Source organism: Thalassolituus sp. (assembly GCF_984348125.1).
The window spans coordinates 65,075-77,097 of the sequence record NZ_CFHJLR010000016.1 but is presented as its reverse complement, the minus strand read 5'-3'; the positions used below and the strand labels follow the sequence as shown (position 1 = coordinate 77,097).

The window sequence follows — 12,023 nt, the reverse complement described above, 5'->3', positions numbered from 1 at the left end:
ACTGCACCTCTTTAATGAACAGAAAAAACTGTCCATGAAAGTGGTTACAGATCAGACGCTTTAGCGTTCGGCTGGATTGAATTGTTATACTTTTCTGGGATCTACCCTTGAATAACCATATTAGAACCAACATGCAGTTTTAAATCTCCTGGAAATGGGATTTTCTGTCTAACGACAAAAATTACTTTCTTCTGAGAAATATCGAATCTTAAGTTTGCATCTGAGGTAGTTCTTGACACTGATGCAATTTTCGCATTACCTGGCCCTATATTTAGAGTAATAGAATCATCTAAGGAATCATATTCCATAGACCACGTTTGTATATTTTCCCAGCCACGGCTTAGATTTCTCCACCTGCACGATCCAGATGCAATAAAGTTCTTATCAAAAAAAACAATATCACCAGAAAAGTTGTCTGCTTGATATCGAAACACTCCCACGGACATATTCATAGTTCCTGAAATAGACTGCGCAAAAGTTTCCACTCCTTTTGACAAACCAAGTTCTTCCCAGCGTTTTTCTAAAACATCCAATTTTTCGTCATGATCAGAAAAGCTTTCTACAAATATATTCTCAATTTCCGATTCCATAATTCATCTCCGATTAAGGCAGGTGTTGAGTAGGTATAACAGTTTGTTAGTGTGCGTGCGCATTTATCCTGGGACACTCTTTCGAGCTTTCCGGGATAACTCTTTGACTCAATTGAAAAATCTTCCATAACTCAAATCTCCCTTCCAGAAAAACGCGCACGCCTGTTATTTCGGCGAGTGCTTGCATATAAACTTATAAACCAAGCTGGCAACTCTTTGATTCGATTGAGGTTTACGGTACCCCGCTCTGACAAAACGCGCAAGCACGAAAACAAAGCGTGCGCGTTTTGCTCGAAAAGTCCGAATCATACTGTATGGATAACCATGTATTCTTTACATTCAGAAGCGGTTGCCCATATCATGGCGAGACACTATTTTCTGTTCATTCTTCATAGGCTATTCGCATGCTCTCTTTCAGCCATTACCTCGAACAAGCCGCTGCTCAGCATCATGACTTCGATCTGAAGCTCAAGCATGCAATGAAGCCTGTATCCGCCAAGAAGCTGGCCGCGATTCCCGATGACCGCTGGTTGTCCTGCCTGTCGCAGTGTGTGTTTCAGTCTGGCTTTAACTGGAAGGTCGTTGCGAATAAGTGGCCGCGTTTTGAAGAGGTGTTCTGCAATTTCCGCACAGACGTGTTGGTCATGTGGCCACAGGAGCAATACGAGCAGTTTATGCAGGATGACACCATCATCCGTCATATGGCGAAGATCAATTCGGTGTACGAAAACGCCCTGTTCTTCACTGACCTGCAACGTGAGCACGGCAGTGCCGCGGCCTGGTTTGCATCCTGGAAGCCAGAAGATTACGCCTTAAACCTTAAGGTGTTCCGCAAGCGCGGCAACCGGGTTGGTGGGCGAACCGGCCAGATCTTTCTCCGTCGCATGGGGGTGGATTCGCCGATTTTCAGCGACGATATGATTCTGGCACTCACGAGCAAAGGCGTGATTGATGGAGTACCTACGTCAAAAGCGAGCTGGAAAGCCTTTATGGATGCCATGTTGCGCTGGCGCGACGAAACCGGTTACAGCCTCACAGAGCTGAGCCAGATTTTGTCCTGGTCTATCGGTCCGCGAAGATAAAGGGCCGCGAAGGTAAAAGGTCTTTAGCGTCAGAAAGCTAAAAGGTGTCGGTCGGGAATCTCTCGTCGTATACTCTCGGCTGCGTTTTATTTGTTTCTTTTAAGGTTTGTTATTCATGTCTGCCCCTAGCACGAACACCCCAGATCACCAGCCGCGTCCGTTTGTCGATCTGATGGTCAGTATTGTGATTCCGTCCATCATTCTGATGAAGTTCAGTGGTGACGAACATCTCGGCAGTGTGAATGCGCTTCTGCTGGGTCTCGCCTTCCCTCTGGGTTGGGGCCTGTTTGAGCTGGTGAAGTACCGTAAGAAGAATTTTATCGCCCTGCTGGGGATGATCAGTGTCGGCCTGACCGGTGGCATTGGTCTGCTGGAACTTGATGCTGGCTATCTGGCGATCAAAGAAGCTGCGATTCCTGCCATTATCGGTCTGGCGGTGCTTATTTCGACCCGCACCCGCTATCCACTGGTGCGCACCATGCTTTATAACCCGAATGTGCTGGACGTCGATAAGATTCAGAGCGCTCTGGAAAAGAATAAAGCGACAGAAGAATTTGAAAGCCGCCTGATGAAAGCAACGTACTTCTTTGCCGGTACCTTCCTGTTTTCATCCATCATGAACTATGTGCTGGCAAAGTGGATTGTCGTCAGCCCTTCGGGTACTCAGGCCTTTAACGAAGAGCTGGGCCGCATGACATTGGTCAGCTATCCCATGATCGCGATTCCATCCATGGCCATGATGCTACTGATTTTCTATTACCTGTGGCGCACGATCCGTCGCCTTACTGGCTATACGCTGGAAGAAGTACTGGCTCCGCACCTGGCGGATAAGTGACCGCGGATCAAAGACAGAGAGACAGCCAGATTCGTTCTATTATGCGTTCGATGCCAATTGCCACACCTGTGGCAATTTGCTACATTTTGAGTTACCTGAATCTGTGAGTACACCGCTATGGCAACTACTAGCATCCGACTGGATCAAGAGCTTGTAGAGAAAGCCACCATTATGGCAAAAGCCTTGAACCGAACCCCTCCCAAGCAAATTGAACACTGGGCTAAGATCGGCGAGATCATGGAAGATAATCCAGACTTACCCTATGAGTTCGTAAAACAGGCGATCATCGCTAGAGCAGAAAAAGAAGCTGGAAAATTAGAGAGCTATGACTTTGGCTAACACGACAGGAAAAGTTACCAGAGTTGTACAGACACCCAGTTTTAAAAAAGCAGTTAAGAAACTTAAACCTAATCAAAAAGCCGACCTTGATGGCGCGGTGAGAGAGGTCATGAATGACCCCTTTCTCGGCGAGCAGAAAAAAGGCGATCTCGCCTTTCTACGCGTTTATAAATTCAAAATGACTAAGCAACTCATGCTGTTAGGTTACAGCTACGAAGACGGCGCTTTGCTTCTGGAGCTGATTGCGCTCGGGTCTCACGAGAACTTCTATCGTGATGTTAAGCGCATCACATGAATCCACTTGAAACTCCAGATCACTAAACGCCCATTCTCGTTGGGTTGATCAGTAATCGGTAACCGGAAAGATTGATTCAGCGTACATCTGCAGCTCATATATCCACTGTAGCTTCTGAGGGTCATCCGCTACGCGCTGTGCTGCCTGCTCAAGGATTGGCGCGAACTGCTCGAAGGTCAGCAGTGGCGAACCAGGAACGCCCTGCATAAGGCGCTGTGTACGATGCTGCTCCCAGCGCTCGCGCTCGTCTTCGTTGAGGGTGTCAGAGAAATTACGTGCCCGGTAGCGGAACAGCATTTCTTCCCCGCGCTCATCCTGAAATGGGTTCGGATAATCCGCCAGATCCCAACCCTGCATTCGCTGTATTTCATCCATTGCCTGTTTGTCAGCATTCGAGAAGAAACCATCGTATAAGCGAGCATCCACGTCGGAGATTTCGGCAAACTGACGATTGCCAAAGACCTCAGCCATTTTGGCATTCAGAGGTCCTGCTTCACGCAGTATCTTCAGATGGCGACGCAGGTCATCGCCGCTGATGTTCCAACGCTCTGCCTGATCCGGTGTCAGCGTATTTGCAGGCGCAATGACAGGAGATTTGTTGATATGAATTTCTTTCAGAGGCAGGCGGGTTATTCCTTCTGGCATGTCCGCCGCTCGGGTAAAGACGCGCTCTGAAATCTGCTCAGCACTCAGGTCATAGAGTGCGGTCGGATCGGCAGACAGATCCCACGCAATAAAACTGTTTTTGTTTGTCGGGTGCCAACACAGAGGTGCAACAACGGCCATACAGCCCTGCTCTACCGGGTACATTCCTGATACATGCATCAGTGGCTTATGAGTGCCGACATCAATCAGGCCACCCAGCGCCTGCTTACTACGATGCTGATATAGATAACGGTATAATTTAGGTTGTTTATCTTTGATCAGGCGTGCCAGAGCAATGGTCGCACGCACGTCGGACACCGCGTCGTGAGCCTTACCGTGGTCGAGGCCATTTGCTGCAGTCAGGTGCTCAAGCTTAAAGCTGGTTTTGCCAAGGTCGTTCTTTGGCCATTCAATACCTTCCGGGCGCAGTGCATAGGCACAACGGACTACATCGAGCAGGTCCCAGCGCGAGTTACCGCCCTGCCACTCACGCGCATACGGGTCAAAGAAATTGCGATAGAGCGTGTAACGGGTGAACTCATCGTCAAAGCGAATGCTGTTGTAGCCGGCAACACAGGTACCAGGCTGACTGAACATGTCATTGATGCGAGCGATGAACTCACGCTCTGGAACACCCCTGCTCTGGCAATCCTGCGGCGTAATTCCTGTAATCAGAACCGCATCGGGGTGCGGTAGATAATCATCTGTCTGGCGACAGAAGATTTCGACAGGCTCTTCGATTTCATTGAGGTCTTCGTCGGTGCGGATAGCGGCAAACTGCGCCGGACGATCCCAGGCCGGGTTAGCGCCAAAGGTTTCGTAGTCGTACCAGACGATGGTGTTCACTCAATGCTCCTGTGTGCAGATCAAAACGCTAGTTTACCGGTTATATGGCACGCATAAAACAAAACCCCCGGAGGACAGCCTGCGGGGGTTCTGTTAAACATCAGCTCAGCGGGTACTTACCAGCCTTTACGCGGGTTACCCGGTACGATCCAGCCCTGCTCTTCATTGCCCGGAAGTTGAGGCAGCTCCCCGTACAACAGGTAATGATGAGCGTCACGAGCCGACTGACGAGGCAACTCTTCCATCGGCAGGTGGCCGACGACTTCGTAAGAAACAAAGGTCATGTTCGGCAGATGCGTTTTGAACTGCTTCATGACGCGCTCTGGTGTCCACTCGTCATCCTCGCCCCACATAACCAGTGATGGCGTCTGGATGTACTTGATGCGATCACTTTCGTTCTCGCCTTCTTCAAGTTGTTTCTCCATGGTGCGGGCAACATCAATAAAGGCCGTACGGTTGCCTTTGCGCAGCATCATGTCCTGATTGCGGCGAACCACTTCGTCGCTGACTTTTTCTTCGTCTGCGTACATGGACTCAACACGGTCGCGCACGCGATAGCGCGGCAGAGTCCATGAGTTCAGGCCAGCGAGGACAGGAATGGTGTTGTAACCCAATACCGGATGGACTTCCTGATCAAAGCCTGTGGAATCAACGAGCACCATGCTCTCAACGCGCTCTGGGTATTCTTTGGCGAAGTTCCAGGTAATGAAACCGCCATAAGAGGCGCCTACCAGCTTAACGCTATCGAGGCCGAGCTTGTCCATGAAGGCTTCGACTTTGCCCATCATGTACTCGACGTCGTATGTTTCTGTTTTTGGGTCAGGCCCGGTCAGGCCGTGTCCTGGAAGATCCAGACGAATCACGCGGAAGTCGGTGGCCATGCGCTCTACCCAGGCATCCCACACATGCAGAGAAGAGTGCTCGCCATGCAACATCAACACAGCTTCATCGCCAAAGCCCTGATCGGTGTAATGCATCACCAGACCATCTACGGCGGTAAACTTCGAGCTTTCGTCGGTGTATTTTTCGGTCAGTTCAGAGAGAGGCCTCGACCCCAGGCCAAAGTAGGCACAGCCCGTAGTAACAACGGTAGTTGCGACCATACTGGCTACCAGCAGCAGCTTGATGAGTTTCATCGTGATCCCCGGATCTTATTATTGTTGTCGTTTTATTTTTGCCACAATTCTCGATACTCTACCACAGCTTTAAGGGGTCGTCTCGCCTTCTGCATCAATCTGCTACTGACTCAATTCTGCGCTTCCCCTCTGCTGCTATGACGTTAGAATGATCGTCCTTTTCGAGAACATTTGTTGTAAGCGAACTTCATGGCTCTATTCAAAAAGTTATTCAACAGGGACAAAACCCGCAACGCGACCGACACTAAGAAAGCGCCGGCCGCGAAAACTGGGCGTCAGTTAATTCTCAGCGAGAAAGACAGCGACCGCCGTCTGACACTGATAAAAGAAGTAACCGAAGAGAACGAGCTGGAAGCTCTGATCCGTGAGGCAGATAAGGAAACCCGTCAGCAGATTGAGTCTGTCTGGCTTGAGCGTCTTGCCCCATCAGGAGCGCTACCCAGTGGTGCGAATGATCAGGTACTGACCCGTATCGCATCACTGACTCAGGATGCCGCGCTGGCAAAGTCTGCGGTTGCGGCAATCGGTGACGAACCGGCTCGCCTGGCGCTGGCCAAAGAGCATTCTCTGGCACGCGTACGTCTGGCAGCAGCAGAAACGATTATTTCAGCCGATGCACTGCACGAACTGCAGAAACATGCTCAGGGCAAAGACAAGGCCGTTTACCGCCACTGCAAAGATGCCCTTGCGGCACTTAACGCAGAACAGGAAGCCCGCCAGAAAGTTCAGGACAAGATCGATTACATCCGCAGTAATGCAGAGACCCTGCTGCGCCTGGGCTATGGCCCGGAGTTCACAGGTAAAGTGCAGATTCTGAAGCAACGCTGGCAAGACCTTCAGAACGCCATCGAAGGCTTTGACACGGCGGATATTCCAGCCCTGCTGGAAAAACTTGAAGCGATTCTGACTGCGCAGAAAGAAGAAGAGCAAAAAGCCGCAGCACTCGAAGCTGAACTGCAGCAAGCGACTGAACAGCAACAGCGTATCCTTGCTCACCTGCAGGATGCACTGGAAAGCATCAGTGATGATTCCACCGCTGAAAGCCTGAAAGAAACTCTACTCAGCGAAGAAAGCGCCTGGGCAGAAGCCACAGCTAAGCACTCGGCATCCGCAAGCCAGCAAAAGCAGTACGATAATGCCGTTGCCGAAATCACAACCGCAGCGTCAGCCCTGCAATACCTTGCTGAGCATGAAGACATTAAGGGTGAACTGTCTCCGGAGCAGGCCCGTGAACACCTTCCACACCTTGCCTGGCCGCACAGTGCCAGCGCTCCAGAATGGCTGACAGCTCTGAGAAAAGCGGCCGGTGAAAAGCCGAAAGCGGCAAAGCCAGCACCTGCGAAACAGGATGACAGCGAAGCCCGCGCTAAAGCCGAGGCGCTTATTGAAACGCTCGAAAGCGCACTGGAAGCAAAAGTTGTTGCAGACGCTGCCAGCGCGCTCAAGCAGATTCATCGTTTGAACGACAAGCTGACGCAAAAGACACAGAAGCAGATGCAGGGCCGCCTTCGTCTGCTGACCAATCAGCTGAACGAACTCCGCGACTGGCAGGGCTTTGCTGTAACGCCGAAGAAGGAAGCCCTGTGCGAGCAGATGGAAGCCTTAATCGACGCCGATATTGCGCCGGACTTACTGGCCGAGCGTATTAAAGAGCTTCAGACCGAGTGGAAATCTCTTGGCCACTCGAATGACCGGGATCTGTGGCAGCGCTTCCAGGAAGCCTCTGACAAGGCCTTTGAGCCGTGCAAAGCTTATTTTGCAGAACAGGCTCAGCAGCGTGAGAAACTGGTATCACTGCGTAATCAGCTCACCGAAGAGCTACGCCATTACGAAGCCAACATGGACTGGGACAGCGCAGACTGGAAAACGGTGCAGAATACGTTGAATGCCGCCCGTGATACCTTCCGCTCTTATTCGCCGGTTGATCGTGCGTCTCACCAGAAAACCCAGAAAGCATTTAACGACGTCTGCGACGCGATCTATGCGCACCTGAAAGCCGAATACGATCGTAATTTAGATCAGAAGCGCGCTCTGGTCAGCGCTGCTGAAGCGGCTGCGAACAGCGACGATATGAGCGCAGCAGCAGAAACAGTGAAGAAAATCCAACAGGACTGGAAGTTGGTCGGCGTGACCCCTCGCGGTCCGGACCAGAAACTATGGAGCCAGCTGCGTAAGCATGCAGATTCTGTTTTTGCTCAATTGAATGACGCACGCGATGCCCGTAAAGCTGAAATTAACGAAACGGTAGCCAATGCGGAAGCCATCGTTGAAGAAGCAAAAGCGAACGCAGAAAATCAAGGTATTGCGGCAGTAACCGAAGCTCGTGAAAAGCTTGCAGATATTGAGCTTCCAAAAGGAGCACACGGACGCCTTGTTAAATCGCTCAACGACATTGAGGAGCGTATTAACTCTGAACGCAGCGCAGCTAAAGCCGCAGAAGAACGTGGTCGCTGGGATACTCTGCTGGAGTTAGTTTCGTCCAATGAGACACCTGAATCTGACACTGCTCTGCCTTCGGGCATTGAAGCTTCCTGGTTTACTCAGGAAAGCAGCACGGCCGATGCCAGAAAGCTCTGCATCACGATGGAAATACTGGCTGATGTTGAATCACCGGTCGAAGATAAGCCGGCGCGCATGGAGCTTCAGGTTCAGCGTCTGGCAGAGGGTATGGGAAGAAATCTCAGCAAAGAAGAAGAGCGTAATGCGCTTATTAAGCAATGGCTGACAGCAGACGCAGATACGGTGCTGACTGAGCGATTTATTGCTGCGCTGAAGGCAATTATATAAAGCGGAGAAAGCAGTTGTTCATCGTATTGAGGTGCAGCTGCGTCCTGAATAAAAACGGGCCTTTCACAGGCCCGTTTTTATTTGTAGCGACGAGAGCTACTCTTCCTCTTCGGCGCCCTTCACGATCAAAAAGCGATACTCCCCATCAACTTCTTCGTTTACCAGCATTTCATGGCTGAGAAACGCACAGAAGCGCGTAAAATCGCGCACGGTTGAAGGGTCTGTTGCCAGTATCTGTATGACTTCGCCGATCGCCATTTCATTAATTTCTTTGTGAAGCATCATTACCGGCTCTGGGCAGAAAAGCCCGCGGGCGTCTAATGTTCTGGCGATATCAGTCATAGTGATCCTGTTAATGTGAAAATCTGAGAGTCAAAAAGAGACCGCGACGCTGAGCCATCACCACGATGGAAATCACTGCTGCACACAGTGCCGCCGCAACGGTGAAGTGACCCGCGTAACCAATATGGGTGGCACTATACCCCGACAAGGCACCTGCGACCATTCCGGTGATTATGACTACGCAGCTCTGAAAGGCATAATCCGCGCCCTCTGAGTGCTCGCGGCAGCGATCCATCATGACCGTAAACAGAGCTGCGGTGGCCATCCCACCCGCCACGTGTTCGGCAATCACGGCCAGCCAGATCGTAAACATATCCCCTGCAGAAATCAGGGAGTAACCAAGCATTGCGACAGTCTCAAAGAGAAGGAACAAGACTAATGCATAGGCCCGGGGCATCCGGCCGGTCAGCCAGCCTCCGAACAAGGCACCAGACAGGCCCGCAAGAAAACCACCAATGCCGAGTAAAGCTCCCATCTGCTCAAGTGTGACGCCCAGGTCAGACAGATAAGGCCTGATCATCTGAGTCCCGAACGCATCACCAAACTTATAAAGCGCAATCAACGCCAGCCATAACCACGGGCTGTCGAGACGAAAGAAACCAGACCACTGCTTCCAGACGTCCTGCTCTGCTTTGGTATGCCGACGTGGCTTCCAGAAGTACAAAGGTAAACTACCAAGAAACATCAGTGCTGCGACGGACAGCAAAGAAAACTGCCAGCCAAGGTAATTAAAGAAAGACAGCAGAACGCCACCGGCCAGTACCATACCGACACGGTAGCCACCCACCTGAATGCCATTACCGAGACCACGCTCTTCAGGTTTAAGATTCTCTACAGCGACCGCATCAGTGGCGATATCCTGCGTGGCGGTTAATAGATTCACGGCCATCAGAACAAGTGCCAGCGCTAACACGCCATCGCTCGTCAGCCATGGCAGCGGGACAAACGACAAGCCAATCAGAACCAGCACAGCGGTGTGATTCATCGCCAGAATCCAGCTGCGACGATACTCTCCGGGAACGATGGATACCCGGTCCAGCACTGGCGCCCAAATAAATTTCAGCGCCCAGGGCAGTGCTACCAGAGACATCAGTCCGATGGACCTGAGATCGACGCCCTGCTCGCGCAACAGCACGGGCATTGCCTGGCCAAAGAAGCCGTGGGGAAGGCCCTGAACAAGATACAGAGAAATCAGAGCGAACCATTTAAGTGGCGTGTTCATATATTTTTATTCGAACCGATAAAAGAAATAAAATGTTCCAGCACAGCTTGTGGTGCTTCTAACTGTGGATAATGGCCTATTCCATTCAGGCGGACTACGTTCGGCTGAGGTATCAAAGATTCATAATGATCAGCCATGTGTCCACCTGATACAGGGTCGGCAGTGCCGTCGATTAATAATAGAGGTACATCCAGCTTCTGAAGCGCTCCAACCCAACGCTCTCTGTGTTTCCTTCGGTCGGCAATATAATGAAGCATGATATGAGATTTTCTATGCCCATCATTTCGTGAGAACAAATGCCAAAGATCGTTCGCTTCAGGCGAAGTTAGTTTTGTATGTTCACCGAACACCGCATTCAGGTTCTTCTCAAACGTTCGACGAGAGGCGAATTTCGATAATAAAGGACCAACAGGGCTGACCAGCAACTTCTGAATCAGACGCGCTCTATGCTGCTCAGGGAAAAGACCTCCATTCAGCAACGTCATAGTTAGTATCTGGAGACGCTCAGACTCTGGATCGAGGTGTCGTGCAGCTAATTCCTGCGCCACGGTATCACCATAATCATGGGCCAGAATATGCGCTTCCTGAATCCCCCGCTCGGTCAGGACAGACTCAATCAGATCTGCTTGGGCATGAATAGAAAATTGGAAGTCAGCAGGCTTATCGGAAAAGCCAAAACCCAACATATCGATGCTAATAAGGCGGTAGTCGTTCTTCAGCGCTTTCCATATGTAGTGCCAATCCCACCCAGCGGTTGGAAAGCCATGAATCAGAAGAATCACCTCTTCACCGGCACCGGAATCCTGATAGAAGACCCGATATCCCCTGAACTCGGCCGTTTGCCCTTGCTTGTGCCACGCCGCCAATCCGTTACTTACAGTCATGATTTCCCCGTGTTAGTTCAGAAGGTCTGACTACCTGTATACTCTCTCAGGTGTTACCCAGTATGCCTCAGATAACTGCCCGTATGAAAAAACTGCACCCCAGAAACATTCACAATCAGGAATACGATTTTTATCAGTTGATTAAGGCATCCCCGAATCTCGCTAACTATATAACGAGAACACCTTCTTCTCAGCAGACGATAGACTTCGCCAACCCGTCAGCTGTCAAAGCGCTGAACGCAGCTCTGTTAAAACATCATTACCGGGTTACTGACTGGAATATACCTGACGGTGCTCTCTGCCCCCCTGTTCCGGGCCGGGTTGACTACATTCACTACATCGCCGACCTGCTGGATTCGGTAGAGCCCGATAAAAGTGTGCGCATGCTGGATATTGGTACCGGTACCAACGGCATCTACCCACTTCTGGCGAGCAGTGTTTATGACTGGGAGTGTGTTGCAACCGACATCAGCAAGGCATCTCTGGATAACGTCGCGAAGGTTCTGAAGAGCAACGCGGCTTTGAAGTCCCGCATCAGTCTTCGATTACAGCACGACAAACACAAGATGTTTGAAGGTGTCGTTCTGCCGCAAGAGCAATTCGACATATCGGTGTGCAACCCGCCTTTTCATGCGTCTGCAGAAGATGCTCTGCGCGGCAGCCAACGCAAAGTCGCCAACCTCAACAAAGGTAAAGCAGAACCTAAGAGCGAGCCTCTGCTCAACTTTGGCGGTATGGAAAATGAACTCTGGTGCAACGGCGGTGAAGCGCTTTTTCTTAAAAAGATGATTAAAGAAAGTAAGCAGTTTGCGTCGCAAATACACTGGTTTACCAGTCTGGTATCTAAAGCGGAAAACCTGAAGCCGCTGTCGAAACTTGCGAATAAAGCAGGCGCAACAGACGTCAAAATCATTGAAATGACGCAGGGTAAAAAGCAGACCCGTATTCTGGCGTGGACGTTTCAAGCGATAGGTTGATCGAATTGATTGATCGCAAATAGCCTCCAGAAACGAAAAAGCC

At 50.7% G+C, this 12,023-nt stretch carries 12 protein-coding genes; 6 read left to right on the top strand and 6 right to left on the bottom strand.

Annotated features, from left to right (window positions below; genetic code table 11):
• Nucleotides 1–101 precede the first annotated feature (101 nt).
• Nucleotides 102–590, bottom strand: coding sequence for a hypothetical protein (locus AC5E51_RS12185; RefSeq protein WP_491778650.1), 489 nt, complete (start codon nt 588–590; stop codon nt 102–104).
• A 404-nt stretch (nt 591–994) separates the two neighbouring features.
• Here AC5E51_RS12185 and AC5E51_RS12180 point away from each other — a divergent pair, with 404 nt between their 5' ends.
• From AC5E51_RS12180 to AC5E51_RS12165, 4 genes are all read left to right on the top strand, one after another.
• Nucleotides 995–1,672, top strand: a complete 678-nt coding sequence (locus AC5E51_RS12180; RefSeq protein ID WP_491778649.1) for a DNA-3-methyladenine glycosylase I — start codon at nt 995–997, stop codon at nt 1,670–1,672.
• 115 nt (nt 1,673–1,787) lie between these two features.
• Complete coding sequence (locus AC5E51_RS12175; RefSeq protein ID WP_273091587.1) at nt 1,788–2,507, top strand: VC0807 family protein; 720 nt, start codon at nt 1,788–1,790, stop codon at nt 2,505–2,507.
• A gap of 117 nt (nt 2,508–2,624) precedes the next feature.
• Nucleotides 2,625–2,846 carry a TA system antitoxin ParD family protein gene (locus AC5E51_RS12170; protein WP_488073604.1) on the top strand — a complete coding sequence of 74 codons (222 nt, stop codon included), beginning with the start codon at nt 2,625–2,627 and terminating at the stop codon, nt 2,844–2,846.
• Complete coding sequence (locus AC5E51_RS12165) at nt 2,833–3,141, top strand: type II toxin-antitoxin system RelE/ParE family toxin (RefSeq protein ID WP_491778648.1); 309 nt, start codon at nt 2,833–2,835, stop codon at nt 3,139–3,141. The genes AC5E51_RS12170 and AC5E51_RS12165 overlap by 14 nt, the downstream gene beginning before the upstream one ends.
• A 48-nt stretch (nt 3,142–3,189) precedes the next feature.
• Here AC5E51_RS12165 and sbcB read toward each other — a convergent pair whose 3' ends face one another.
• The gene (gene sbcB / locus AC5E51_RS12160) at nt 3,190–4,632 is read right to left on the bottom strand and encodes an exodeoxyribonuclease I (protein WP_068441994.1); all 1,443 of its coding nucleotides are present in this window, start codon (nt 4,630–4,632) and stop codon (nt 3,190–3,192) included.
• 116 nt (nt 4,633–4,748) lie between these two features.
• A complete protein-coding gene (locus tag AC5E51_RS12155) occupies nt 4,749–5,768 on the bottom strand; it encodes an alpha/beta fold hydrolase (protein WP_491222252.1) in 1,020 nt (339 codons plus the stop codon).
• Between the two features lie 189 nt (nt 5,769–5,957).
• Here AC5E51_RS12155 and AC5E51_RS12150 point away from each other — a divergent pair, with 189 nt between their 5' ends.
• On the top strand, nt 5,958–8,555 hold the full coding sequence (locus tag AC5E51_RS12150) for a DUF349 domain-containing protein (RefSeq protein WP_491778647.1): 2,598 nt from the start codon (nt 5,958–5,960) through the stop codon (nt 8,553–8,555).
• 96 nt (nt 8,556–8,651) lie between these two features.
• Here the strand turns inward: AC5E51_RS12150 and tusA are convergent, their stop codons facing one another.
• The 3 genes from tusA to AC5E51_RS12135 are packed head-to-tail and all read right to left on the bottom strand — an operon-like array spanning nt 8,652 to nt 10,901.
• On the bottom strand, nt 8,652–8,897 hold the full coding sequence (gene tusA, locus AC5E51_RS12145; protein WP_076518202.1) for a sulfurtransferase TusA: 246 nt from the start codon (nt 8,895–8,897) through the stop codon (nt 8,652–8,654).
• Nucleotides 8,898–8,907: 10 nt separating this feature from the next.
• Nucleotides 8,908–10,119 carry an MFS transporter gene (locus AC5E51_RS12140; protein WP_491222254.1) on the bottom strand — a complete coding sequence of 404 codons (1,212 nt, stop codon included), beginning with the start codon at nt 10,117–10,119 and terminating at the stop codon, nt 8,908–8,910.
• Nucleotides 10,116–10,901, bottom strand: coding sequence for an alpha/beta fold hydrolase (locus AC5E51_RS12135; RefSeq protein ID WP_491778646.1), 786 nt, complete (start codon nt 10,899–10,901; stop codon nt 10,116–10,118). Before AC5E51_RS12135 ends, AC5E51_RS12140 begins: the two co-directional genes overlap by 4 nt.
• A 164-nt stretch (nt 10,902–11,065) precedes the next feature.
• On the opposite strand from AC5E51_RS12135, the gene rlmF reads away from it, so the two are divergent.
• A complete protein-coding gene (gene rlmF, locus AC5E51_RS12130; RefSeq protein ID WP_301387106.1) occupies nt 11,066–11,980 on the top strand; it encodes a 23S rRNA (adenine(1618)-N(6))-methyltransferase RlmF in 915 nt (304 codons plus the stop codon).
• Nucleotides 11,981–12,023: the final 43 nt, after the last annotated feature.

Bases quoted from the DNA above. Each gene is read 5' to 3' on its own strand.
- AC5E51_RS12185 (WP_491778650.1), bottom strand. From the start codon at position 590: ATGGAATCGGAAATTGAGAATATATTTGTAGAAAGCTTTTCTGATCAT.
- AC5E51_RS12180 (WP_491778649.1), top strand. From the start codon at position 995: ATGCTCTCTTTCAGCCATTACCTCGAACAAGCCGCTGCTCAGCATCAT.
- AC5E51_RS12175 (WP_273091587.1), top strand. From the start codon at position 1,788: ATGTCTGCCCCTAGCACGAACACCCCAGATCACCAGCCGCGTCCGTTT.
- AC5E51_RS12170 (WP_488073604.1), top strand. From the start codon at position 2,625: ATGGCAACTACTAGCATCCGACTGGATCAAGAGCTTGTAGAGAAAGCC.
- AC5E51_RS12165 (WP_491778648.1), top strand. From the start codon at position 2,833: ATGACTTTGGCTAACACGACAGGAAAAGTTACCAGAGTTGTACAGACA.
- AC5E51_RS12155 (WP_491222252.1), bottom strand. From the start codon at position 5,768: ATGAAACTCATCAAGCTGCTGCTGGTAGCCAGTATGGTCGCAACTACC.
- AC5E51_RS12150 (WP_491778647.1), top strand. From the start codon at position 5,958: ATGGCTCTATTCAAAAAGTTATTCAACAGGGACAAAACCCGCAACGCG.
- tusA (WP_076518202.1), bottom strand. From the start codon at position 8,897: ATGACTGATATCGCCAGAACATTAGACGCCCGCGGGCTTTTCTGCCCA.
- AC5E51_RS12140 (WP_491222254.1), bottom strand. From the start codon at position 10,119: ATGAACACGCCACTTAAATGGTTCGCTCTGATTTCTCTGTATCTTGTT.
- rlmF (WP_301387106.1), top strand. From the start codon at position 11,066: ATGCCTCAGATAACTGCCCGTATGAAAAAACTGCACCCCAGAAACATT.